19 protein-coding genes are annotated in these 22,492 nt (G+C 71.7%); 11 read left to right on the top strand and 8 right to left on the bottom strand.

Annotated elements, in window-relative coordinates; translation table 11 throughout:
- Window positions 1-3 precede the first annotated feature (3 nt).
- The 5 genes from ybeY to era all read left to right on the top strand — a co-directional run bounded on the left by ybeY (window position 4) and on the right by era (window position 6,725).
- Window positions 4-501 (top strand): rRNA maturation RNase YbeY, encoded by a 498-nt coding sequence (ybeY, locus tag KHP12_RS19595; protein WP_020871394.1) that lies wholly within the window; start codon window positions 4-6, stop codon window positions 499-501.
- Window positions 498-1,808: a hemolysin family protein gene (locus KHP12_RS19590; protein WP_086879622.1), complete on the top strand. Its 1,311-nt coding sequence runs from the start codon at window positions 498-500 to the stop codon at window positions 1,806-1,808. Before ybeY ends, KHP12_RS19590 begins: the two co-directional genes overlap by 4 nt.
- A gap of 426 nt (window positions 1,809-2,234) precedes the next feature.
- Window positions 2,235-5,216 (top strand): beta strand repeat-containing protein, encoded by a 2,982-nt coding sequence (locus tag KHP12_RS19585; protein ID WP_211833223.1) that lies wholly within the window; start codon window positions 2,235-2,237, stop codon window positions 5,214-5,216.
- 120 nt (window positions 5,217-5,336) lie between these two features.
- Window positions 5,337-5,687, top strand: a complete 351-nt coding sequence (locus KHP12_RS19580) for a cytidine deaminase-like protein (RefSeq protein WP_037946269.1) — start codon at window positions 5,337-5,339, stop codon at window positions 5,685-5,687.
- Between the two features lie 81 nt (window positions 5,688-5,768).
- Window positions 5,769-6,725 (top strand): GTPase Era, encoded by a 957-nt coding sequence (era, locus tag KHP12_RS19575; protein WP_106968960.1) that lies wholly within the window; start codon window positions 5,769-5,771, stop codon window positions 6,723-6,725.
- A 96-nt stretch (window positions 6,726-6,821) separates the two neighbouring features.
- Here era and KHP12_RS19570 read toward each other — a convergent pair whose 3' ends face one another.
- Together KHP12_RS19570 and KHP12_RS19565 are read right to left on the bottom strand one after the other, a co-directional pair.
- Complete coding sequence (locus KHP12_RS19570; protein WP_037946034.1) at window positions 6,822-7,088, bottom strand: protealysin inhibitor emfourin; 267 nt, start codon at window positions 7,086-7,088, stop codon at window positions 6,822-6,824.
- A gap of 27 nt (window positions 7,089-7,115) precedes the next feature.
- On the bottom strand, window positions 7,116-8,231 hold the full coding sequence (locus KHP12_RS19565) for a M4 family metallopeptidase (protein WP_211833222.1): 1,116 nt from the start codon (window positions 8,229-8,231) through the stop codon (window positions 7,116-7,118).
- A gap of 335 nt (window positions 8,232-8,566) precedes the next feature.
- Here KHP12_RS19565 and leuA point away from each other — a divergent pair, with 335 nt between their 5' ends.
- The 5 genes from leuA (at window position 8,567) to KHP12_RS19540 (ending at window position 16,150) form a co-directional block, all read left to right on the top strand.
- Complete coding sequence (gene leuA, locus KHP12_RS19560; protein ID WP_246648629.1) at window positions 8,567-10,387, top strand: 2-isopropylmalate synthase; 1,821 nt, start codon at window positions 8,567-8,569, stop codon at window positions 10,385-10,387.
- 237 nt (window positions 10,388-10,624) lie between these two features.
- Window positions 10,625-11,335, top strand: a complete 711-nt coding sequence (locus KHP12_RS19555) for a TerB family tellurite resistance protein (protein ID WP_044575485.1) — start codon at window positions 10,625-10,627, stop codon at window positions 11,333-11,335.
- Between the two features lie 128 nt (window positions 11,336-11,463).
- The gene (locus tag KHP12_RS19550; protein WP_246643202.1) at window positions 11,464-13,674 is read left to right on the top strand and encodes an MMPL family transporter; all 2,211 of its coding nucleotides are present in this window, start codon (window positions 11,464-11,466) and stop codon (window positions 13,672-13,674) included.
- Window positions 13,675-13,868: 194 nt separating this feature from the next.
- Entirely contained in the window at window positions 13,869-15,347 is a 1,479-nt protein-coding gene (locus KHP12_RS19545) for a sensor histidine kinase (protein WP_086882332.1), read from the top strand.
- Complete coding sequence (locus KHP12_RS19540) at window positions 15,344-16,150, top strand: response regulator transcription factor (RefSeq protein ID WP_086882333.1); 807 nt, start codon at window positions 15,344-15,346, stop codon at window positions 16,148-16,150. Before KHP12_RS19545 ends, KHP12_RS19540 begins: the two co-directional genes overlap by 4 nt.
- A gap of 566 nt (window positions 16,151-16,716) precedes the next feature.
- Here KHP12_RS19540 and KHP12_RS19535 read toward each other — a convergent pair.
- Window positions 16,717-17,361 carry a GNAT family N-acetyltransferase gene (locus KHP12_RS19535; protein WP_211833221.1) on the bottom strand — a complete coding sequence of 215 codons (645 nt, stop codon included), beginning with the start codon at window positions 17,359-17,361 and terminating at the stop codon, window positions 16,717-16,719.
- Window positions 17,362-17,494: 133 nt separating this feature from the next.
- On the opposite strand from KHP12_RS19535, the gene KHP12_RS19530 reads away from it, so the two are divergent.
- The gene (locus KHP12_RS19530) at window positions 17,495-18,043 is read left to right on the top strand and encodes a GNAT family N-acetyltransferase (RefSeq protein ID WP_210609270.1); all 549 of its coding nucleotides are present in this window, start codon (window positions 17,495-17,497) and stop codon (window positions 18,041-18,043) included.
- A 24-nt stretch (window positions 18,044-18,067) separates the two neighbouring features.
- Here KHP12_RS19530 and KHP12_RS19525 read toward each other — a convergent pair whose 3' ends face one another.
- From KHP12_RS19525 to KHP12_RS19505, 5 genes are all read right to left on the bottom strand, one after another.
- Entirely contained in the window at window positions 18,068-18,331 is a 264-nt protein-coding gene (locus KHP12_RS19525; protein WP_244203310.1) for a hypothetical protein, read from the bottom strand.
- Window positions 18,328-19,677 (bottom strand): S8 family peptidase, encoded by a 1,350-nt coding sequence (locus tag KHP12_RS19520; RefSeq protein WP_210609269.1) that lies wholly within the window; start codon window positions 19,675-19,677, stop codon window positions 18,328-18,330. The genes KHP12_RS19525 and KHP12_RS19520 overlap by 4 nt, the downstream gene beginning before the upstream one ends.
- 250 nt (window positions 19,678-19,927) lie before the next feature.
- Window positions 19,928-20,401: a carboxymuconolactone decarboxylase family protein gene (locus KHP12_RS19515; protein WP_037946047.1), complete on the bottom strand. Its 474-nt coding sequence runs from the start codon at window positions 20,399-20,401 to the stop codon at window positions 19,928-19,930.
- A 250-nt stretch (window positions 20,402-20,651) separates the two neighbouring features.
- Window positions 20,652-20,801: a hypothetical protein gene (locus tag KHP12_RS19510; RefSeq protein ID WP_020871413.1), complete on the bottom strand. Its 150-nt coding sequence runs from the start codon at window positions 20,799-20,801 to the stop codon at window positions 20,652-20,654.
- A 1,006-nt stretch (window positions 20,802-21,807) separates the two neighbouring features.
- The gene (locus KHP12_RS19505; protein ID WP_208652944.1) at window positions 21,808-22,437 is read right to left on the bottom strand and encodes a CGNR zinc finger domain-containing protein; all 630 of its coding nucleotides are present in this window, start codon (window positions 22,435-22,437) and stop codon (window positions 21,808-21,810) included.
- Between the last annotated feature and the right edge of the window lie 55 nt (window positions 22,438-22,492).

Raw genomic sequence — 22,492 nt, 5'->3', positions numbered from 1 at the left:
CCCATGGCGATCGACGTCAACAACGAATCCGGTACCGATATCGACGAGCGGGCGGTGCTGGACATCGCCCGCTACGCGCTCGCCCGGATGCGTATCCACCCGCTCTCCGAGCTCTCGGTGATCGTCGTCGACGCCGACGCCATGGAGCAGTTGCACATCCAGTGGATGGATCTGCCGGGTCCGACCGATGTCATGTCCTTCCCGATGGACGAGCTGCGCCCGCCGGCCAAGGACGACGAGGAGCCCCCGCAGGGCCTCCTCGGGGACATCGTGCTCTGCCCCGAAGTGGCCAAGAAGCAGGGGGAGGAGGCGCCGACCGGGCACTCCATGGACGAGGAGCTCCAGCTGCTCACCGTCCACGGCGTCCTCCACCTCCTCGGCTATGACCACGAGGAGGCGGACGAGCGCGCCGAGATGTTCGGCCTCCAGGCCGCCATCGTCGACGGCTGGCGCGCGGAGCAGGGCGTCACCGGCCCCTCCCCGGCCCCCACCGTCCGATGAGCGCGCAGCTCGTCACCGCGGCCGTCCTGCTGGTCGTGGTGGCCTGGCTGGCGGCCTGCGCGGAGGCCGGTCTCGCCCGCACCACCCGGTTCCGCGCCGCGGAGGCCGTGCGCTCCGGGCGCCGGGGCAGCGCCAAGCTGATGCTCGTCGCCGAGGACCCCACCCGCTATCTCAACGTGGCCCTGCTGGTCCGGGTCGCCTGCGAGGTCGCGGCGGGCGCGGTCGTCACCTACGCGAGCCTGCGCGAGTTCCCCGAGACCTGGAAGGCACTGACCGTCGCGATCGGCGTGATGGTCCTGGTGTCGTATGTGGCCGTCGGCGTCTCGCCGCGCACCATCGGCGCCCAGCATCCGCTCAACACCGCGACCGTCGCCGCCTATGTGCTGATCCCGCTGGCCCGGGTCATGGGCCCCATCCCGCCGCTGCTGATCCTCCTCGGTAACGCGCTGACGCCCGGCAAGGGCTTCCGAAAGGGCCCGTTCGCCTCCGAGGCCGAGCTGCGCGCCCTGGTGGACCTCGCCGAGCAGGAGTCGCTGATCGAGGACGAGGAGCGGCGCATGGTCCACTCCGTCTTCGAGCTCGGCGACACCCTGGTGCGCGAGGTGATGGTGCCGCGCACCGACCTCGTGGTCATCGAGCGCTTCAAGACCATCCGGCAGGCCCTCACCCTCGCGCTGCGCTCCGGCTTCTCCCGGATCCCGGTCACCGGGGAGAACGAGGACGACATCGTCGGGATCGTCTACCTCAAGGACCTGGTCCGCAAGACGCATATCAACCGCGAGGCCGAGGCCGAGCTGGTCTCCACCGCGATGCGGCCCGCCGCCTTCGTCCCGGACACCAAGAACGCGGGCGATCTGCTGCGCGAGATGCAGCAGGAGCGCAACCACGTGGCCGTGGTGATCGACGAGTACGGCGGCACGGCCGGGATCGTCACCATCGAGGACATCCTGGAGGAGATCGTCGGAGAGATCACCGACGAGTACGACCGCGAGCTGCCGCCCGTCGAGGACCTCGGCGACGGCACCCACCGGGTGACCGCCCGGCTCGCCCTGGGCGACCTGGGGGAGCTGTACGGCACGGATCTGGAGGACGAGGACGTCGAGACGGTGGGCGGGCTGCTCGCCAAGGCGCTGGGCCGGGTGCCGATCGCGGGCGCCAAGGCCGAGGTCGACGTCCCCGAGGGCGGGGTGGACCCCGCGCTCAAGGCGCTGCGGCTGACCGCCGAGTCCCCGGCGGGCCGCCGCAACCGCATCGTCACGGTGCTGGTCGAGCCGATTCGCGAAACCGTCGCGGCCGGGCCGGGGTAACCCCCGCGCACGCCATGACGCGGCCCCGTCCACACCCCGTGGGCGGGGCCGCATTGTGCTCCGGCCCGGCCCGCCTGCCGCGCGCTCCCGCCTGCTGCGCTCCCGCCGCACGCGCCGGGGCGCGGCACCCACCCGTACGACAGCGGGCCGTCGCGCCAGCGCATCGGTAACGCGCGGTCCGCGCTGCGCCATCCGGGTGGAATAGCCGTCCGCTCCCTGGCCCATCTGGCGTAGGCGCCCGCTTACTTGCAGATACCGACTGGTGGGTCGCCCATACCTCTGTCGGGGGACAGCCGGCCTGTCTGCTTTGACGTAGACAGGTCGGCCGTATGGGCACCCCCGCACGGAGGCCAAGGCTCCGCGCGGCACGCGCCGCGCGGAGCCGGGCGGCTCATCCCCCTGAGCTCAGGAAAGGGCGGCCCCTCCATGTCCACCACCACGGTGACCTCCACGCCGAACCCCTCCGTCTTCGGTCAATCCGTCACCTACACCGCCACCGTCACCGGCATCACCGCCGGGGCCCCTCCATGGGGCGATGTGACCTTCGTCATCGCCGGTGGTCCGACCATCGGCCCCGTGACGCTCACCCAGACCGGGGTCGACTCCGGCACGGCCAGCGTGACCGACTCCACGCTCTCCGTCGGCTCCCATCTGGTCACGGCGAACTTCGTCAACTCCAGTGATCCTCTGGACAATTCGTCCGGCACGACCATCCAGCAGGTCAACCAGGCCGCGACCACCACCACCGTCACCTTCGTCCCGCCCGCGCCCGTCTGCGGCGAGACCGTGACCCTGACCGCCCATGTGGCGGCGGCGCCCCCGGGCAGCGGCACCCCCACCGGCACGGTCACCTTCATCATCAGCGCGGACGGGCCCACGGTGACCGGGACCCTCGACGGGTCCGGGAACGCCTCCGTCACCGTTCCCGCCCTGAGCGTGGGCACGCACCAGGTCGCCGCGTTCTACAACGGCGACACCAACTTCGCCCCGTCCAACTCGCCCTTGACGCCGCTCACCATCAACCCGGCGTCCTCCACCACGACCCTCACCATCTCTCCCGCCTCGCCGGTCTGCGGTGAGACGGTGACCCTGTGCGCGCAGGTGGCGGTCGTCGCGCCCGGCACCTGCACCCCGACGGGCACGGTGACGTTCACGGTCGCCGGCGGACCGACCCTGACGGGGACGCTGAACGCGAGCGGCCAGGCGTGTGTGACCACCAGTGCCATCCCGGTGGGAACACACACCGTGACGGCCACCTACAACGGCAACGGGAACGTCGCGGGCTCGAGCGACACCGATTCGGTCACGGTCGGTCAGGGAGCGTCGACCACATCGGTCACGGTGTCCCCGGCCGCGCCGGTCTGCGGTGAGTCGATCACCATCTGCGCCCAGGTGACGGTGTCGCCCCCGAGCACCTGTACGCCCACGGGCACGGTGACCTTCGTGATCAGCGGTGGTCCGACCCTGACGGGCACGCTGAACGCGAGCGGCCAGGCGTGCGTGACCACCAGCGCGCTGACCGCGGGTTCGCACACCGTGACCGCCACGTACGGTGGCAGCACGAACATCGCGAGCTCCACCGGCACCGCGTCGATCACCGTGGGCCAGGGCGTCTCGGGTATCTCGGCGAGCATCTCGCCCAGCCCGTCCGTCTGCGGTGAGCCGGTGACCATCTGCGCGGACGTGAGCGTCGCGCCGCCCAGCACATGTATCCCCACCGGGAACGTGACGTTCGCCGTCTCCGGTGGTCCGACCCTGACGGGCACGCTGGACGCGACCGGTCAGGCGTGCGTGACGACCAGTGCCATTCCGGTCGGCACCCACAGCGTGACCATCACCTACCCGGGCGACGGGGACGTCCTGGGCTCGACGACGACCCTCCCCCTGACGGTGAACCAGGCCGCCTCGACGACCGCCCTGACCATCACGCCCAGCACGGCGTCGTGCGGCCAGTCGGTGACCTTGTGCGCGCAGGTGACCACGACACCGCCCGGCACGTGCGCCCCGACCGGGACGGTGACGTTCACGATCGCGGGTGGTCCGACCCTGACCGGGACGCTGAACGCCAGTGGTCAGGCGTGTGTGACGACCAGCGCCATTCCGGTCGGCACCCACGCGGTGACGGCCACCTACGGGGGCAGCACCGGCGTCGCCGGCTCGACCGGCACCGGGTCCGTCACGGTCAACCAGGGCGTCTCCACCACGACCCTGAGCTTCCTGCCCGCCTCTCCGGTGTGCGGCCAGCCGGTGACCCTGTGCGCCCAGGTGACGGTCGCGGCGCCCAGCACCTGTACCCCGACCGGAACGGTCACCTTCACGATCGCGGGCGGTCCGACCCTGACCGGGACGCTCGACGCGACCGGTCAGGCGTGTGTGACGACCACCGCCATTCCGGTGGGCACCCACGCGGTGACGGCCACGTACGCGGGCAACACGGGCGTGGCGGGCTCCTCGGCGTCCGGCTCCGTCACCGTCGGCCAGGCCGCGTCCACGACCGCGCTGACCATCACGCCCGCCTCCCCGGTGTGTGGCCAGTCGGTGACCTTGTGCGCGCAGGTGACCACGACATCACCCGGCACCTGCGCCCCGACCGGGACGGTGACATTCACGATCGCGGGCGGCCCGACCTTGACCGGGACGCTGAACGGCAGTGGTCAGGCTTGCGTGACGACCAGCGCCATTCCGGTGGGCACCCACGCGGTGACGGCCACGTACGGGGGCAACACGGGCGTGGCGGGCTCCTCGGCGTCCGGCTCCGTCACCGTCGGCCAGGCGAGCACCACGACCACGCTCACGTCCTCGCCGAACCCGTCCACCCCCGGCCAGAACGTGACCTTCACCGCCACCGTGACCGCGGTGCCGCCGGCGACGGGCATCCCGACCGGGAACGTCACCTTCGTGATCAGTGGCGGGCCCACCCTCATCGGCACGCTCAACGGCGCGGGACAGGCCACCGTCAGCACCAACACCCTCACCACCGGCGCGCACACGGTCACCGCCACCTACGGCGGCGACACCTGCTTCGCCGCTTCCACCTCGCCGACCATCACCCAGAACGTGGTCGCGGCGCCGACCGGGACCACCGTGACCGCCACTCCGGCCACCATCCGGCTGCGGATCAACGGAACACTCGTCATCCCGACGTTGAGCGCGACGCTGAGGGACGCGTCGAACAACCCGATCCCCGGCCAGAGCCTCACCTTCGTCGCCAACTCCGTACTGGGCCCGATCGCGCTGGGCAGTGCGGTCACCAACGCGAGCGGTACGGCGACGCTCAGCAATGTCACCGTTCCGCCGACCGTGATCACCGCCTCGACGTACACCGCCTCCTTCGCGGGGGCTCCGGGCCTGAGCCCGTCGTCGGGTTCGGCCTCGCTGACCTTCCAGCCGTCGCCGATCCTCCCGTAAGGAGCCGAACCCTCCGTAAGGAGCTTCACCCGCGCCGGGCCGCCGCACCGCGGCCCGGCGCGGGCCGCCGTGTGCCCACCGGCGTCACCGCCGGTCAACGCCCCGCATATGCTCATCCGCATGAGCGAAGCAGCGCAGTTGGACCCCGAAGACCGCAAGATCATCACGCTGGCCCGCTCCGTGCGGGCCCGCAACTCCGTGCCGGAGGGCGCCGCCGTCCGTGACGAGACGGGGCGTACGTATGTGGCCGGGACCGTGGCCCTCGACTCGCTGAAGCTGAGCGCCCTCCAGACCGCCGTCGCCATGGCCGTGGCGAGCGGTGCCACGTCCCTGGAGGCCGCGGCCGTGGTGACCGACGCGGAGAGCGCCTCGGAGGAGGACCGCGCGGCCGTCCGGGACCTCGGCGGAGCCGGGACCCCGGTGCTGCTGGCGGGCCCCGACGGCGCCCTGCGGGCCACGCTGGACGCCTGACCCGGCCCACCCGCCCCGGCGGCCGTACGAGGCCGGGAAGGCTGGTCCGAGCGGGCCGGGGCATCGGGGAGAATGGGGGCCATGACTGCCGGTACCTCCCCGTCCCCGACCGAGCAGCGGGAGACCCCGCACCGCTCGGGCTTCGCCTGCTTCGTCGGCCGCCCCAACGCGGGCAAGTCGACCCTGACCAACGCGCTGGTGGGGACGAAGGTCGCGATCACCTCGAACCGCCCGCAGACCACCCGTCACACCGTCCGCGGCATCGTGCACCGCCCCGACGCCCAGCTGGTGCTCGTGGACACCCCCGGTCTGCACAAGCCGCGCACCCTGCTCGGCGAGCGGCTCAACGATGTGGTGCGCACCACCTGGGCCGAGGTCGACGTCATCGGGTTCTGCCTGCCCGCCGACCAGAAGCTGGGCCCCGGCGACCGCTACATCGCCACCGAGCTCGCGGGGATCAAGAAGACCCCCAAGGTCGCGATCGTCACCAAGACCGACCTGGTCGAGCCCCAGCAGCTGGCCCAGCAATTGATCGCCATCGACCGGCTCGGCAAGGAGCTGGGCATCGAGTGGGCCGAGATCGTCCCGGTGTCGGCGGTGGGTGACCAGCAGGTGGATCTGCTGGCGGATCTGCTGGTCCCGCTGCTGCCCGAGGGCCCGACGCTCTACGCCGAGGGCGACCTCACGGATGAGCCCGAGCAGGTCATGGTGGCCGAGCTGATCCGGGAGGCCGCGCTGGAGGGCGTACGGGACGAACTGCCGCACTCCATCGCGGTGGTGGTCGAGGAGATGCTGCCCCGCGAGGGCCGCCCCGCGGACCGGCCGCTCCTGGACATCCACGCCAACCTCTACATCGAGCGGCCCAGCCAGAAGGGCATCATCATCGGCCCCAAGGGCCGCCGCCTGAAGGACGTGGGCACCAAGTCCCGTAAGCACATCGAGGCGCTGCTGGGGACGCCGGTCTTCCTGGACCTGCATGTGAAGGTTGCCAAGGATTGGCAGCGTGATCCGAAGCAGTTGCGGAAGCTGGGGTTCTGAGCCCGGGCCGTAGGACCCTGCCCGCGTAGGCCCTGCCGGCGTAGGACCCTGCCCGCGTAGGCCCCCGCCCCCCGTAGGCCCTACCCGCGTGGGGCCTTACGCGCCCTCCTTCAGCACCGCGCGGATCAGTTCCCGCTGGGCGTCGCTCAGCTGGGGATCCGCGGCGTGGACGGTGCGGCCGTCGATGGTGATCTCGTACTGGAAGCCGTCCGGGACGCCGCGGGGCGCCGTGGTGTGGCCGGTCTCGACGGCCTGGTGCGCCAGGGCGTCCAGATGGGTGGCGTCGGGCCGGCCGGTGGTGTCCAGCTCGGCCCGGCGCTCGATTCCGGCGAATCCGCCGGTGCGGGTGACGGAGATGCGCATGGCTCCATCACTACCCGATGGCGCGCCCTAGCGCGCGCCCACGTGGGCCCGCAGATCGGTGATGCCCACCCCGGCCCATGCCTCCCGCACCGCCGCCTGCTCCTCGCCCTCGCCGTACCGGGCGTGCGCCGCGGCCACCGTGAGCTGGGCGAAGTCGGCGAACTCCGCGTCGGAGGCCAGATCGCCGCCGGTCAGCACGTCGTACCAGATCTGCCCGGCGCGCTCCCAGGCGTTGCCGCCCAGGGCGGTGGCGGCCAGGTAGAAGGCGTGGTTGGGGATGCCGGAGTTGATGTGGACGCCGCCGTTGTCACGTGCGGTGTGGACGTAGTCGTCCATCGTGCCCGGCTGCGGGTCCTTGCCCAGCACATCGTCGTCGTACGCCGTGCCCGGGGCCTTCATCGAGCGCAGGGCCACCCCGGTGACCCGGTCCGTCAGCAGCCCCGCGCCGATCAGCCAGTCGGCCTCCTCGGCGCTGTGGCCGAGCACATGCTGCTTGACCAGGGAGCCGAAGACGTCGGACATCGACTCGTTGAGCGCCCCGGACTGGCCGAAGTACTCGAGGTTGGCGGTGTACTGCGTGACGCCGTGGGTGAGCTCATGGGCCATCACGTCGACCGGGATGGTGAAGTCCAGGAAGACCTCCCCGTCCCCGTCGCCGAAGACCATCTGCTCGCCGTCCCAGAAGGCGTTGTTGTAGCCCTCGCTGTAGTGGACGCTCGCGTTCAGCGGCAGCCCGGAGTCGTCGATCGAGCGCCGGCCGTACGCCTTGAAGAAGAGCTCGAAGGTCGCGCCCAGCCCGTCGTACGCGCGGTTCACCGAGTCGTCCCCGCCCGCCTGGTCGCCCTCGCCGCGCACCTTCCTGCCCGGCAGTGAGGTCCTGTGCTGGGCGTCGTAGATGGTGCGCCGGGGCTTGTCGGAGGGCACGGCGGCCCGCGCGGCGGGGACGCCGCGCACGGTGGTGATCCGGCGGCGGGTGCGCTGGAGGGCGTCGTGCTCGAGCGTGCGGCGGGCGGGTTCGGCCAGCGACGCGTCCTCGGCACGGGACAGCTTGTCCAGGACGTGCGGCGGCACGATCGTGCAGAAGGCGGTGTGGCGGTGACCGCGGGCAGGGCGGGTCCGGCGGGGATTGGCATTGGCGTCCATGGCTGGCAATGTCGCATCGCGTGGTGCCCGTGTCACGCCTTGCGGTCATGATTGCTGAAATCGAGTGGAAGATGTGTATTCCTCCGAAGCACATGCTTCGGTCCGCATAGTGATACGGGTCCGCTCCGCCCGCGCGTCTCGGTTAAGCTGCTCTCCATCATGCGTTTCGGGCTGCTTCTTCTTAGCTGCCGCGGCGAGGGCCTGTAGTCGAACGGCCGACCCCCTCCCCGCGGAGTTCGGCGTTGCTCTGATCACGCCCCGTCGGTCGCCCCAGGACTTCCGCCACAGCGGATTCGTCCAGCGGACAGCGGACTATCCAAGGAGCCCCGCGCACCATGACTCACTCCGACACGCCTGGCCATTCCGAGACCTCCGAGACCTCCGAGACCTCTGCGATCTCCGGTGACGCCGTCGGCCGTCCCACCCCCATCACCGCCGCGACCGTCACCCAGCGCCCCTCGGGGATGCCGATCCACAAGTACGGCCCGTACGAGGCCGTCGACATCCCGGACCGCACCTGGCCGGACAACCGCATCACCGTCGCCCCGCGCTGGCTGTCCACCGATCTGCGGGACGGCAACCAGGCGCTGATCGACCCGATGTCCCCGGCCCGCAAGCGCGAGATGTTCGACCTGCTGGTGCGCATGGGCTACAAGGAGATCGAGGTCGGCTTCCCCTCCTCCGGCCAGACCGACTTCGACTTCGTACGGTCGATCATCGAGGAGGGCGCGATCCCGGAGGACGTGACGATCTCCGTCCTCACCCAGGCGCGCGAGGAGCTGATCGAGCGCACCGTCGAGTCGCTGCGCGGGGCGCACAAGGCCACCCTGCACCTGTACAACGCCACCGCCCCCACCTTCCGCCGCGTCGTCTTCCGCGGCACCCGGGAGCAGGTCAAGCAGATCGCGGTGGACGGCACCCGGCTGGTGGTGGAGTACGCCGACAAGATCCTCGGCGATGACACGGTCTTCGGCTACCAGTACAGCCCGGAGATCTTCACCGACACCGAGCTGGACTTCGCGCTGGAGGTCTGCGAGGGCGTCATGGACGTCTGGCAGCCCGAGGAGGGCCGCGAGATCATCCTGAATCTGCCGGCCACCGTCGAGCGCTCGACCCCGTCCACCCACGCGGACCGCTTCGAGTGGATGTCACGCCATCTGTCCCGGCGCGAGCACATCTGCCTGTCGGTGCATCCGCACAACGACCGCGGCACCGCCGTCGCCGCCGCCGAGCTGGCGATCATGGCCGGGGCGGACCGCATCGAGGGCTGCCTGTTCGGCCAGGGCGAGCGCACCGGCAATGTGGACCTGGTGACGCTGGGCATGAACCTGTTCTCCCAGGGCGTCGACCCGCAGATCGACTTCTCGCAGATCGACGAGATCCGCCGCACCGCCGAGTACTGCAACCAGATGGAGATCCACCCGCGCCACCCCTACGCGGGCGATCTGGTCTACACCGCCTTCTCCGGCTCCCACCAGGACGCCATCAAGAAGGGGTTCGAGGCGCTGGAGGCGAGCGCGGCCGAGCAGGGCAAGACGGTGGACGAGATCGAGTGGGCCGTCCCGTACCTGCCCATCGACCCCAAGGACGTCGGCCGCTCCTACGAGGCGGTCATCCGCGTCAACTCGCAGTCCGGCAAGGGCGGCATCGCCTATGTCCTGAAGAACGACCACAACCTGGACCTGCCGCGCAGGATGCAGATCGAGTTCTCCAGGACGATTCAGGCCAAGACCGACGCCGAGGGCGGCGAGGTCACCCCGGGCCAGATCTGGGCGACCTTCCAGGACGAGTACCTGCCGACCGACGACAACCAGTGGGGCCGGATCTCGCTGCGCAGCGCGCAGACCTCGACCACCACCGAGGGGACCGACGCGCTCACCGTCGAGGCGGTCGTGGACGGCGCCGAGACGGTGCTGACCGGCACCGGCAACGGCCCGCTGGCGGCCTTCTTCGACGCCCTGGGCGCGATCGACGTGGACGTACGGCTGCTGGACTACTCCGAGCACACCCTGAGCGAGGGCGCCGCGTCCCAGGCCGCCGCGTACATCGAGTGCGCGATCGGCGGGCAGGTGCTGTGGGGTGTCGGCATCGACGCCAACATCGTGCGCGCCTCCCTGAAGGCCGTCGTCTCCGCGGTGAACCGGGCGCGCCGGTGATCCTTTCGGAATCCTTCGGATTCCTTTCAGATGCGTAGGTGATCTTTCACCGGTCTGATCGGATGACTTCATCACCCCGTTGACCTGGTCACCCACATGGGCCCCGTTCACCCCGCGAGGTGGGCGGGGCCTCGGGTTTGGCCTGTTGTCTCCGTTCGGGGTACTGACGTCACATCATGGATGTGGCTAGCATCACGTCAACGCGGCAACGTGGCCGAAGCGTTATGGAGGTGTGACGTGGTGCACCGGCGAGCCCGCCGTGACCGGGACCTGTGTGTGGTAGGCGTACGCACTCTGTGGCGGACCGTCGGCGATGGTGAGTTCTTCTGCCCCGAATGCGGAGGTGACCGCAACTACCGCCGCCGTACCGGCCGTCGCCGCATCGTGGTGCTCGGCCTGCCGGTGCTGCCGCGCGGACCGGTCGCACCCATCGTGGAATGCGCGGCCTGCGGCAGCCGCTACGGCACGGAGGTGCTCGACCACCCCACCACGACCCGCTTCTCCGCGATGCTCCGCGACGCGGTGCACACCGTGGCCCTCGCGGTCCTCGCCGCGGGCGGCACCGAGGCGACGGCGGTCCGGCAGGTCGCGGTCGGCGCGGTGCGCGCCGCCGGGTTCGCCGACTGTAGCGAGGAGCAGCTGCTCGCGCTCATCGAGGCCCTCGCCGCCGACACCGGGCGGCTGCCGGGCGCGTGCGGTGAGCGCGACGGCCTGGACCCGTGCGGCACGGCGCTGGCCATCGAGCTGCACGAGGCCCTGGAGCCGCTGGCCCCGCATCTGGCCCCCACCGGCCGGGAGGCCATCCTCCTCCAGGGCGCCCGGATCGCCGTGGCCGACGGCCCGTACCGCCCGGCCGAGCGCGCGGTCCTGGAGACGGTCGGCCGGGCCCTGATGATCTGTCCCGACGACACGGCCCGCCTGCTCGCCGCCACAAGGGCGGCGTTCTGAGCGGAGGGTTCGGTCCGCTCTCCGTACTCCCCAGGGAGTAATCACCCCCGTCCCGCCCCCGGCGTAGTAGTCGCCATTTCCGTCGTCGGCGCGAGGTATCGGCGCCCGGGCGTCGGAAGCCTGGGGGCATGCAGACGACATCGTCAGGGATCGCTGGAGATCACCAACAACCGGACGCGCCACCGCCCGCCGCGGCCGGCGGCAAGCGGCGGCGCTCGCTGCCCTGGGCGGTCATCGCGGGCTGGGTGCTGCTGCTCCTCGTCGCCGTCCCCTTCGCGGGCAAGCTCGAGGGCGCCAAACGCGACACCGCCGTCGACTACCTCCCGGCGGGCGCCGACTCCACCCAGGTGGCCCGGCTCCAGGAGCGGCTGCCCGGTGGCGACACCATCGACCTCGTCCTCGTCTTCCACCGCGACGGCGGGCTCACCGACGCCGACCGTAAGGCGGCCGGCGGGCGGGTCGCCGAGGTGGCGGGGCGCCATGACCTCGTCGGTGGCACGGCCCCGCGCGCCGTCCCGTCCAAGGACGGCACGACCGTGATGTACGCCATGGCGCTCACCGGCCTGACGGACGAGAAGGAGCGGGCCGACGCCGTCAAGGACGTCCGCGCCGAACTCGCCTCCCACCCCGAGGGCCTGACCGTCCAGGTCGGCGGTCCCGGGGCGCTCAGCGCCGACTCGCAGGAGGTCTTCGCCTCCACCGACGGCACGCTGATGTTCGCCACCGCCGGGGTGGTCGCCCTGCTGTTGATCATCACCTATCGCAGTCCGCTGCTGTGGCTGGTGCCGCTCGGGGTGGTCGGCGTCGCCGCCATGGCCGCGATGGCGATCGTCTACGGCCTCGTCCAGGGCTTCGACCTCATCGTCACCAGCATGAGCTCCTCGATCATGACGGTGCTGGTCTTCGGCGCGGGCACCGACTACGCCCTGCTGATCGTGTCCCGCTACCGCGAGGAGCTGCGCCGCCACCGCGCCCCGTACGACGCCATGCGCGAGGCCCTGCGCGGCTGCGGTCCGGCCGTGCTCGCCTCCAGCGGCACCGTGGCCGCCGGGCTGCTGTGTCTGCTCGCCGCCGACCTCAACAGCAGCAGCGGACTGGGCCCGGTCGGCGCGGTCGGGGTCATCTGCGCGCTGGCCGCGATGATGACGCTGCTGCCCGCGGTGCTGGTGCTGCTGGGGCGGCGGGTGTTCTGGCCACTGATCCCCGTCCACGGCAGTGAACCGCGGGCCACCCGGCGCGGGTTCTTCGAGGCGATGGGCAGTTCGGCCCGCCGCCGCCCCGATGCCGTACTCCTCGGCGGTGCCGCGCTGCTGGGCGTCCTCGCCCTCGGGGTGCTCAATCTGCCGGGCAATCTCAAGCAGGAGGACACCTTCACCGACAAGCCCGAGTCGGTGGCCGCCACCCAGACCCTCGCCGATGCCTATCCGGACAGCAGCAGCCAGCCCATCAGCGTGATGGCGCGCACCGCGGGGGCGGACGAGGTGCTGCGGCGGGCGCGCGACACGGAGGGGGTCGCGCGGGCGGACACCGGGCGCAGCGGCGGCGGCTGGACGGAGATCGACGTCTTCCCGCGGGGCGCCCCGCAGTCGGCGGAGGAGACGGCCGCGCTGCACGCCCTGCGCTCGGGTCTGGTGCGGGTCGAGGGCGCCGACGCGCTGGTCGGCGGACCCAGCGCCCAGCAGCTCGATCTGAAGGACACCAACGCCCGTGACCGGATGCTGGTCATCCCGCTGGTGCTGATCGCCGTACTGCTGATCCTCGCCGCCCTGCTGCGCAGCCTCGTCGCGCCGCTGGTCCTCGTGGTCGCCGTGGTCGCGGTGTGGGGCGCCGCGATGGGGCTCGGCGGGCTCTTCTTCGACCCCGTCTTCGGCTTCGCCGGGGTCGACCCCGGGCTGCCACTGCTGTCCTTCGTCTTCCTGGTCGCCCTCGGCGTGGACTACGGCATCTTCCTGATGCACCGGATGCGGGAGGAGTCGCTGCGCGGGGCGGACGTCCCGGACGCGGCGGTGACCGCCCTGCGCACGACGGGCGGGGTGATCGCCTCGGCCGGTCTGGTGCTGGCGGCGACCTTCGCGGTGCTGGCCACGCTGCCGATGGTGATGCTGGCCGAGATGGGGTTCGTGGTGGCGGTCGGCGTGCTGCTCGACACCTTCCTCGTGCGGACGTACCTGGTGACGTCGGCGAGCCTGCTGCTGAAGCGGTGGGTGTGGTGGCCGGGCGCCCTCTTCCGCCGTACGCCCGCCTCGGCGGCCCCGCCCGCTCAGGACGGGCCGGCCTCCGGGTCCCCCGCCGGCTCCCCCGCCGGGTCCCGTCCCGAACCCGCCGTACGCGGCGGCTGACGCCCTTCCTCGGCCCGGACCGGCCGCACAGGGGACGGCCGGTCCGGGCCACCCCTTCGTACCGCCCCTGGCCGCCCTTAGTCCGCTAGTCCGCTCCCTGGCCGCTCTCCGGGGTCGTACCGCCCCATGGGATCCGTACCCGCCCTATGGAACGCATACAGCCCTATGGATCGGCCCGAGGCGGATCCCCGAGGATGGAGCCCGTGCCCGTACCTCCTACGACCCACTCGGCGACCACCCTGCCCGAGCGTGCCGCCGACGCCCGGCACCCTGCCGCGCGCGCCGCCCTCCACCGCGCGATCGCCTCCGCGTCGCGTGCCCTGCACAACGGCCCCCGCCCCGCGGAGGCCCCGGAGGAGGCCCGCAGGCGGCGGCGGGTGGACGCCCGGATCGCCGGTGCGGTGCTGGTCCTCCAGGTGGTCCTGGTGCTGCTCAACCCCGACCGGAACGGCCATCGCCCGGACGCCTTCGGCTGGGCGCTGCTCGCCGCCAGCGCCACGGTGCTCATCGGGCGGCGGCACAGCCCGATGGTGGTCACCGTGCTGGTGGTGTTCATGGTCGGGCCGTACCACGCCATGGGCAACGTCCATCTCGCGGTCGTCCCGGCCGGGCTTCTCGCCGTCTACACGCTCGCCGTCATGGGCCCGCCGCTGCGGTCCTTCCTCACCGTCACCGCCGTGATCTCGATCATGGTGTCGGTGATGGCCCTGAGCGGGAAGCCGCACGCCAGTCTCGACATGCTGCGCACCTCCGGCTGGGTGCTGTCGGTCGTGGTGATCGGCGAGGCGGTCCGCATCCACCGCAAGTACATCGCCGCGATCCTGGAACGGGCCGAACGCGCCGAGCGGACCCGCGAGGACGAGGCGGCCCGGCGGGTCGCCGAGGAACGGCTGCGCATCGCCCGCGATCTGCACGATCTGCTCGCGCACAGCATCACCCTCATCGGCGTCCAGACCTCCGTCGCGGCGCATGTCCTGATCGCCGACCCCGAGCGGCTGGACCGCCAGGCGATGGCCAAGTCGCTCGACTCGATCGCCGACACCTGCCGGGACGCCCGCGCCGAGCTCCGGGCCACCCTCCAGGTGCTCCGCGGCGGCGCGGGCGGCGACGCCGAGCATGCGGACGAGGAGGACACCGGGCCGCTGCCGGGGCTCGCCGGACTCGCCGACCTGGCAGCGGCGGCGGAGGCGGCGGGCGTCCGTGTGGACCTTACGGTCGACGTGGAGGCGTCCGAACTGTCGCCCGCCGTGGGCGCCGCCGCGTACCGGATCGTGCAGGAGGCCCTGACCAACGCGGTCCGCCACGCGCCCGGTACGAGGGTGCGGATCACGCTCGTACGGGACGAGGGAAAGCTGAGCGTCGCCGCTGTGGACGACGGGCCGAGGGGCGAGGACGCGCCCCTTACCGCGCCCGCCGAAACGGGCTACGGCATCGTGGGCATGCGCGAGCGGGCCCGCAGCGTCGCGGGCACCCTGTCCGCAGGACCGCGCGAGGACGGGCCCGGCTTCGCGATCGGGGCCGCGCTGCCGTGGGGGAGGGGCGGCCCGCCTGGCGGCCGTACGGCCGCTGGCACCGGTACGGGCGCTGGCACCGGTACGGGCCCTGCCACCGCAGCTGGCACCGCCACCGGTACCGGACAGACCGCCGTGCCGCCCAGGGAGGCCACCGCATGACCACGCCACCGGACCCGGCGCCCGGGACCGGCCCAGTGGGCCCCGGGCCGGGGACCAGCCCCGCCGGCCCGCCCTCAGGGGCCACCGCACCGGCCCCCGCGCCCGGGGCCGCCGCGCCGATCAGGGTGCTGCTCGCGGACGACCAGACGCTGGTCCGTTCCGCCTTCGCCATGCTGGTGTCCTCGGCCTGCGACATGGACGTCGTCGGGCAGGCGGGCACCGGCCGCGAGGCCGTCGAACTGGCCCGCACCGCCCGCGCCGACCTCGTGGTCATGGACATCCGGATGCCCGATCTCGACGGCATCGAGGCCACCCGCCGCATCGCCGCCGACGAGGACCTCGCCGGGGTCAAGGTGCTCGTGCTGACGACGTACGACACCGATGAGCACATCGTCGAGGCGCTGCGCGCGGGCGCGTCCGGCTTCCTGGTGAAGGACACCAGGCCCGCCGAACTCCTCGACGCCATACGGACCGTGGCGGCGGGGGAGTCCCTGCTCTCGCCCGGCCCCACCGCCCGGCTCATCGCGCGTGTCCTGCGCCTGCCGGAGGCCCCGCCGCCCGGCGGTCCCGCGCCCGCCGCGCTGGCCGCGCTCTCCGAGCGCGAACGGCAGGTGCTCGCCCTCGTGGCCCGGGGCCTCAACAACGCCGAGGCCGCGCAGACCCTCGGCCTCTCACCGCTCACCGCCAAGACCCATGTCAGCCGCATCATGGGCAAGTTGGGCGCCCGCGACCGCGCCCAACTCGTCATCGCGGCCTATGAGTCCGGCCTGGTCACTCCGACTTGTCGGTCGGAATCTCCTTGATCTCGGCCGTCGGGGCGCCGGCGGGTCTCTTGCCGCCTGCGGCGGGCTGCTCCCCTCCCCGCCCCTTCCCACAACTGGGGCTCCGCCCCGGATCCCGTTCCTCAGGCGCCGGAGGGGCTGGATGGTGGGGCTTGGCCCCGGATCCCGTTCCTCAGGCGCCGGAGGGGCTGGATGGTGGGGCTCCGCCCCAGAGCCCGCTCCTCAAGCTCCCCCAGCTACCGCTGGGAGGCGCCCCCTGGAGAGGCCGGATGGCGGGGCTTTGCCCCAGACCCCGCTCCTCAAGCGCCGGAGGGGCTGGATGGCTACCGCTGGGAGGTGCTCCCCGACGGGGCTGGAAGGTGGGGCTTCGCCCCAGACCCCGGGGTCCAGGGGCGGAGCCCCTGCCACGCGGCGGAGCCGCATATCGAGGCTTCGGGAAGGGGCGGGGAGGGGAAAGCACCGAGATGCGGCGCCGCCGCGTGGTCCGCCGGACACCTTGTAGCCGTCTCGGGCCCCCTCAAACCACCGTAGAGCGGGCAATGCGGGCTCGCACTCCCGCAGTCCGAGGACGTCACGGCCAAAGGGCGTCAGGAAGCGCCGAACAGCGCGCGGCACGGCTCCAGTCCGGCGATCTCGACCGGCGTGGCGCGGTGCTCCTCCCAGGCCGCGCGGTCCAGCCGCAGCCGCTGAAGGGTGCGGGCCTCGCCCCGTACGGCGAGCACGGACAGCCCGTCGGGGCGGTAGCCGATCCGCCGGGACACCCCCAGCGAGCGGCCGTTCTCCACCATCGCGCCCGAGACCAGCGACAGCGCGCCCAGCCCCTCGAACGCCAGGTGCGCCACCGCCGCCCGCATCTCCGTGCCCAGACCCTTGCCCTGGTGGGCGGTGCCCAGCCAGGAGCCGGTCTCGGCCTCCCGCGTGACGGCGAACTCGGTTGCGAACAGGTCCTGCCGCCCGATCACCGCCCCCTCGTGCAGCACCGCGAGGCTCAGCGTCCACTGTTCCGGCCGCCATTCGGCGATCGTGCGCAGCACATGCTGGAAGGTGCCGCGTCCGCGCTCCTCAGGGGGCGCGTCGGTCCACGGGACGCCGAAGGGCATCTCGTCCGGATCGTGCACCCCGCCCGCCGCGACCGCGGCGAGCTCGTCGAGCAGGGGGACGTCGGGAAGCCGCAGCTCCAGGCGTGGCGTACGCAGGCGAAGCCCGTACAGGGGCCAGTAACGGGGGTCCATGACGGGAGGCTGCCGGAGCCGCGGCCGCCGAGTCGAACCAATTACGGCCGCCCGCGCCGCCCGCGCCGCCCGCCCCCCGCGCGGGCGCACAATCCGTTTGCCGTAGTGCGCCATCCGGACGCATCCTGACCCGATGCTGATCCGACGAGAGACCCGCTCCGACATCGACGCCGTACGGACCGTCACCTCGGCCGCGTTCGCCAAGTCGGATACCTCGGACACCGTGAACAGCCCAGCCCCGCCACCGCCGATCGAGGCCACGCTGCTGGACGAGCTCCGGATCAGCGACGGCTGGTTGCCCGCGCTGTCGTTCGTCGCCACCGGCGACCGCGGTGAGGTGATCGGACATGTCGTGTGCACCCGCGGCCATGTCGGCTCCGATCTGGCCCTCGCCCTCGGCCTCGGCCCGCTCAGCGTGCACCCCGCCCATCAGGGCCGCGGTGTGGGCCTCGCGCTCGTCCACGCGGTGCTCGGCGCCGCGGACGCGTTCGGCGAATCGCTGGTCGCCCTGCTGGGCAGCCCCGCCTACTACGGCCGGTTCGGCTTCCGCCCGGCGACCGAGTACGGCATCACGGCCCCGGATCCGGCCTGGGGCGAGTACTTCCAGGTCCGGACCCTGACCGCCTACCAGCCGACCGTCAAGGGCCCCTTCAAGTACGCCGAGCCGTTCGACCACGTCTGACGCGGCGAGTCGGTCCGCCGGGGCTCACTGAAGCGGCGCGTCGGGCGGCGGCAGCCGGACGATCTGCTCCCGGTCCACCGACTCCACCCCGTCCACCGCCTCCAGCACCGGGATCCGGTCCTCCGCGATCGTCCCGGACAGCGAGCCCAGGATCGGCTGCTCACCGGTGACCGTCAGCCCTACCCGGCGCGCGGCCTCCACCACCTGCGCGAACCGGTCCGGGTCGACCGAGAGGATGACCCCGACCGGCCCGGACCGTGCCGTCCGCCCCATGGCGCCGCCGCTCACGGGGCCTGGAGCAGACCGGCGCCGATGTCCGCGCCCGGTTGCGCCAGCGGATGGGCGCCGGACAGCAGACGGGTGCTCAGGTCGGCCGCCGAGGCGTCCGGATGCGCCTGCGCCAGCAGCGTCGCCACACCGGCGGCATGCGGTGTCGCCATGCTGGTGCCGCTCATCGTCTGGTACGTCCCGTCGGGCGCGGCCGAGAAGATGTCGACCCCGGGCGCCGCGATATTGACCTCCCCGCCCGCGCCGTTGATGGCGCCGCAGGAGAAGAACGCGGTCCCCAGGTCTTTGCCGAGCGCCGCCACCGCCAGGATGGACGGGCAGTTGGCGGGCCGCCCCACCGGCGCCACGAAGCCGGGCCGCCGGCTCTCGTTGCCCGCCGCGGCCACGATCACGGTGCCGCGCCGCAGCGCGCGCCGCGCCACGTTCTCGTACGTCTGCGGGAACAGCTCGCCCGGCTCCACCGGAGCCCCGAGCGACATGGAGACCACCCGGGCGCCCTGGGCGACCGCCCAGGCCATCCCCGCCAGGATCTCGCCGTCGGAGCCCACGCCCTGGTCGCTGAGCACCTTGCCGACCAGCACCCGGGCCTCACCGGCCACGCCGTACCGCGGCGCGTGCCCGGGTTTGGCCGGACCGGCCACGGTGCCGACGCAGTGGGTGCCGTGGCCATGGCCGTCCTCGACGCTCGCCCCGGACACGAAGGAGGCGGTCGCCTCGACGCATCCGGTCAGATCCGGGTGGTCGGTGTCCACCCCGGTGTCCAGCACGGCGATTTTCACCCCGCTGCCCGTCAGATGCGACCAGTTGGCGCGGATCCCCTGGATACCCCAGGTGGTGTTCTGCTCGTCCCACGCCGGTCCCAGCGAGGTGGCGAGCTCGGCCCGGGTGTGCCGGGACACCTCGTCGTCGTCGCTGCGGTACGTCGGGAAGAAGCCGGTCAGCGTGCGCTGCGGCTCCGTGATCACCGACGCGTACACCACGCGCTCCGGCTCCGTCGCGACGATCGTCGGCTCCGCCTCCGCCGTGGTGACCAGCGCATGGCGCTGGTCCGGCTGCACATCGACGACGGCGACGCCGAGTTCGTCGAAGACCACCGACACATCGGCGCGCCCCAGCAGCTCCGCCGCCCCGGGCTCGGCCCCGCGGACGCGCTCCACGGACGAGATCCCCACGGACGAGCGCAGCGCCTCCATACCGCGGTCGGGCTCCTGCTGATCGAGCAGGACCACATACCGCCCGGTGTACTCGGTCTGCTGTGCCCCCAGCGGCATTCCGGCCCGCTGCTGCGGCCGCTCCCCGTTCGGCCCCTTACCCATGGGCCCCACGGGCCCAGGTCCGTTCGTCATTGCCTTTCTCCGCTCCTGTGCGCGGTCAGTGTGCTCCCTGGGATGTCAGTGCGCTCCCCGGGATGTTTCACCCGCCCCACAGCCCCCGAGCCCCCCACAGCCCCCGAGCCCCCACGTCCCCCTTATGCCCACCGTCACCCCCCGCGTGGGGGCCCGCAACTCGGGGCCGGATCACCCCGCACATCGATTGATCCGAGCGGCCGTCACGCGCCGCTCAGCGCGGCGCGTGACGGCCGCTGGGCGCCGGGCCTCAGCCGAACTGGCCGGGCTGGTAGTCGCCGGCGGGCTGCTGGACGATGACGTTCAGCCGGTTGTAGGTGTTGATGATGGCGATGATCGACACCAGAGCGGCGAGCTGCTCCTCGTCGTAGTGCTCGGCGGCCTTCGCCCACGCCTCGTCCGTGACACCACCGGCCGCGTCGGCGATGCGGGTGCCCTGCTCGGCCAGCTCCAGGGCGGCGCGCTCGGCGTCGGTGAACACCGTGGCCTCCCGCCAGACCGCGACCAGGTTCAGGCGCGTCGAGGTCTCCCCGGCCTTCGCGGCGTCCTTGGTGTGCATGTCGGTGCAGAAGCCGCAGCCGTTGATCTGGCTGGCGCGGATCTTCACCAGCTCCTGCGTCGCGGCGGGCAGCGCCGAGTCGCCGATCACCTTGCCCGCGGAGTTGAGGTGCTTGAGGAACGTGCCGAGGAGCGGGTTGCCGAAGAGGTTCAAGCGAGCGTCCATGATGGGCTCTCCTATGTGGTTGCCGTGGTGACACCTCCCTGACGGAACGGCTCGGAGAGATGTGACAGGCCCGAATGTGACCTGCGTCTCTCACGGCGGGGGCCTCTCACGGCGGGGGCCTCTCGCGGCGGGGGCCTCTCACGGCGGGGACGCCGCTCAGGCCGTGGGCGAATGGATGAGCCGCCGTCCCCGGACCCCGGGGGCGGCGGCTTCTCGGCCTCGCCGGCGCGCTGCGGGCCCCGTGGAGGGCCTAGTGCGTCAGCGTGTACCAAGCGGTGCTGCCCACCGTGATGCACACGGCCCAGGCCCACCGCAGCGCTTTGGGGGAGATGCGGACGGAGAAGGTCACGTGCTCGTCGAGGTTGACCTCGAGGTGTCGCCGGCGCTTGCGTTCGGCCATACAGGTTCTCCTTGGATCTCGTGGCCCTCGGTCATGTGCCGGGGTCCGTCTGGTGAGGGGCTGACGGGGTGTTCGGCTCCAACTGCCAGGAAGGGGGAACACCACGTCGGAACGTACGCCTGCCCGCGGACAGGTGTCGTGTAGTTAACGCAGCCACGTCGCTCGACGCAACTAAACCCGCACTAACCACTGACAAAGCGTCAGCCGTCAGCTGTCGGAGGGTGTCACTACAATTCCCCTCCGCTTCAGGGACATTGGCCCGTATAGCTCTCATCGCGCGCCATAGCGACCATACTTACCGACGGGTATTCCGCAACTTTGCGATCGGGAGCGCATGTAAATGCACTTAACGCGCCAGTTGGCCCCTCGTTCGGTATGGCCAACGCCACATACGAAACACCTCAAGGGCCGCTTGGTTCGCATATTGGGCGTGTCTTCGTCAAAGCATCATGTCCGGCATGGGATGCGGCGACGCTCAGCAGGAGTTTTTGGCTCTCCGGCGTCGGCTAATTGCCACTCGAATTGGCGGCTGCCTGCTGTCCGGCTAAGTGATTGCCCGGGCGATCTATCCATAGCGGATGCAACGAGATGATCGCGAATGCAAATCACCTGTAGGTGATGCGCGCGAGCGACGAGCAATGACGGTGTTGGCCGGAAACCGCCGCCCCTCCCTTCCTGGCAGTTGGAGCAGGGGCGGCGGCCCTCACCAGACGTGGAGAACCACGCCCGCTTACTTCGTCGTTGACCCTACGGATGTGCGGGCAGCGTCGCTGTTCCGGCCTCCGCCCAGTCAACGACTGGACCGAGGATAGTGTTTTTCTGTGGGGTTCGGATGCACTACAAGGGGTGAATATGTGTTATTCGCAACACTGTTCTGACCGTTCAGAAGAATGAAAAACCTCGGCTCCGGACCCGATCTATCAGCGCGTTCTGATAGCGGAACCTCTGACCCCGCCAGGGGATCGAGGTGCCGCATGATGAGCATGTGGCCGGTTTTCGTCACCTTCTAATAGGGCGGCCGAATTGCCGACGGCCGCCCAGTTCCTTGGCGGGCGCGGTGGTTGGCGACGTTGACGCGGTTGCCGCACAGTCCGGGCATGCAGTAGCGGCGGCTGCCGGGCCGGGTGGTGTCGATGAACGCTCCCCGGCAGGTGGGCGCGGCGCACGGGCGGAACCGCCGCTCGCCGAGGGTGTGGACGACCCCGAGGATGCCCATGCCGCAGATCAGTGAGAGCGCGTCGGCGATGGTCGCCCCGTCCCGGAGCGGGACGGCCCACCGTACGCGGCCCTCGTGTGCGGGATCCGGTATCAGGGTGGCGCCCCGGGCGGCCGGGGTGAGCCTGGTCGCACCGGCGACGAGGCGGTCGCGGTCGGGGTGATCGATCAGGCCCCGCACGGTGGTCCGCAGTGCGTGCACCGCGTGAAGGTCGGCCGGACGTCCACGGCGGGCGAGTTCGGCCAGTGCGCCCCGAGTGCCGTCGTCGCTCCCGGGCCGGTCGCCGTGCAGTTCGGTGAACGCGACGAGGGCGGCCAGGTCGGGCAGGCGGTCGTCGCCGCGCCAGACCTCGGCGGTGGTGTTGACCAGCTCGGTCGCGATCCCCGCCGCCCAGACGTAATCGTCCAACGCCACTTGCATCGTTGACGCGCTCCTCGCTACGTTCGGCTAAACGCAATTTTAACCCTTACATGGC

It is taken from the genome of Streptomyces asiaticus, from assembly GCF_018138715.1.
GTDB classification, from domain to species: domain Bacteria; phylum Actinomycetota; class Actinomycetes; order Streptomycetales; family Streptomycetaceae; genus Streptomyces; species Streptomyces asiaticus.
Note: the sequence above shows the minus strand (reverse complement) of the source record. Positions and strands in the feature narration are given on the sequence as shown.

What these genes read in the sequence shown, in the direction of transcription:
- KHP12_RS19520 (WP_210609269.1), bottom strand. Translation starts at nt 19,677, where the DNA reads ATGACGAACGGACCTGGGCCCGTGGGGCCCATGGGTAAGGGGCCGAAC.
- KHP12_RS19550 (WP_246643202.1), top strand. Translation starts at nt 11,464, where the DNA reads ATGCAGACGACATCGTCAGGGATCGCTGGAGATCACCAACAACCGGAC.
- leuA (WP_246648629.1), top strand. Translation starts at nt 8,567, where the DNA reads ATGACTCACTCCGACACGCCTGGCCATTCCGAGACCTCCGAGACCTCC.
- KHP12_RS19535 (WP_211833221.1), bottom strand. Translation starts at nt 17,361, where the DNA reads ATGGACCCCCGTTACTGGCCCCTGTACGGGCTTCGCCTGCGTACGCCA.
- KHP12_RS19515 (WP_037946047.1), bottom strand. Translation starts at nt 20,401, where the DNA reads ATGGACGCTCGCTTGAACCTCTTCGGCAACCCGCTCCTCGGCACGTTC.
- KHP12_RS19530 (WP_210609270.1), top strand. Translation starts at nt 17,495, where the DNA reads ATGCTGATCCGACGAGAGACCCGCTCCGACATCGACGCCGTACGGACC.
- KHP12_RS19570 (WP_037946034.1), bottom strand. Translation starts at nt 7,088, where the DNA reads ATGCGCATCTCCGTCACCCGCACCGGCGGATTCGCCGGAATCGAGCGC.
- KHP12_RS19505 (WP_208652944.1), bottom strand. Translation starts at nt 22,437, where the DNA reads ATGCAAGTGGCGTTGGACGATTACGTCTGGGCGGCGGGGATCGCGACC.
- KHP12_RS19585 (WP_211833223.1), top strand. Translation starts at nt 2,235, where the DNA reads ATGTCCACCACCACGGTGACCTCCACGCCGAACCCCTCCGTCTTCGGT.
- KHP12_RS19545 (WP_086882332.1), top strand. Translation starts at nt 13,869, where the DNA reads ATGGAGCCCGTGCCCGTACCTCCTACGACCCACTCGGCGACCACCCTG.
- KHP12_RS19590 (WP_086879622.1), top strand. Translation starts at nt 498, where the DNA reads ATGAGCGCGCAGCTCGTCACCGCGGCCGTCCTGCTGGTCGTGGTGGCC.
- era (WP_106968960.1), top strand. Translation starts at nt 5,769, where the DNA reads ATGACTGCCGGTACCTCCCCGTCCCCGACCGAGCAGCGGGAGACCCCG.
- KHP12_RS19580 (WP_037946269.1), top strand. Translation starts at nt 5,337, where the DNA reads ATGAGCGAAGCAGCGCAGTTGGACCCCGAAGACCGCAAGATCATCACG.
- KHP12_RS19540 (WP_086882333.1), top strand. Translation starts at nt 15,344, where the DNA reads ATGACCACGCCACCGGACCCGGCGCCCGGGACCGGCCCAGTGGGCCCC.
- KHP12_RS19510 (WP_020871413.1), bottom strand. Translation starts at nt 20,801, where the DNA reads ATGGCCGAACGCAAGCGCCGGCGACACCTCGAGGTCAACCTCGACGAG.
- ybeY (WP_020871394.1), top strand. Translation starts at nt 4, where the DNA reads ATGGCGATCGACGTCAACAACGAATCCGGTACCGATATCGACGAGCGG.
- KHP12_RS19565 (WP_211833222.1), bottom strand. Translation starts at nt 8,231, where the DNA reads ATGGACGCCAATGCCAATCCCCGCCGGACCCGCCCTGCCCGCGGTCAC.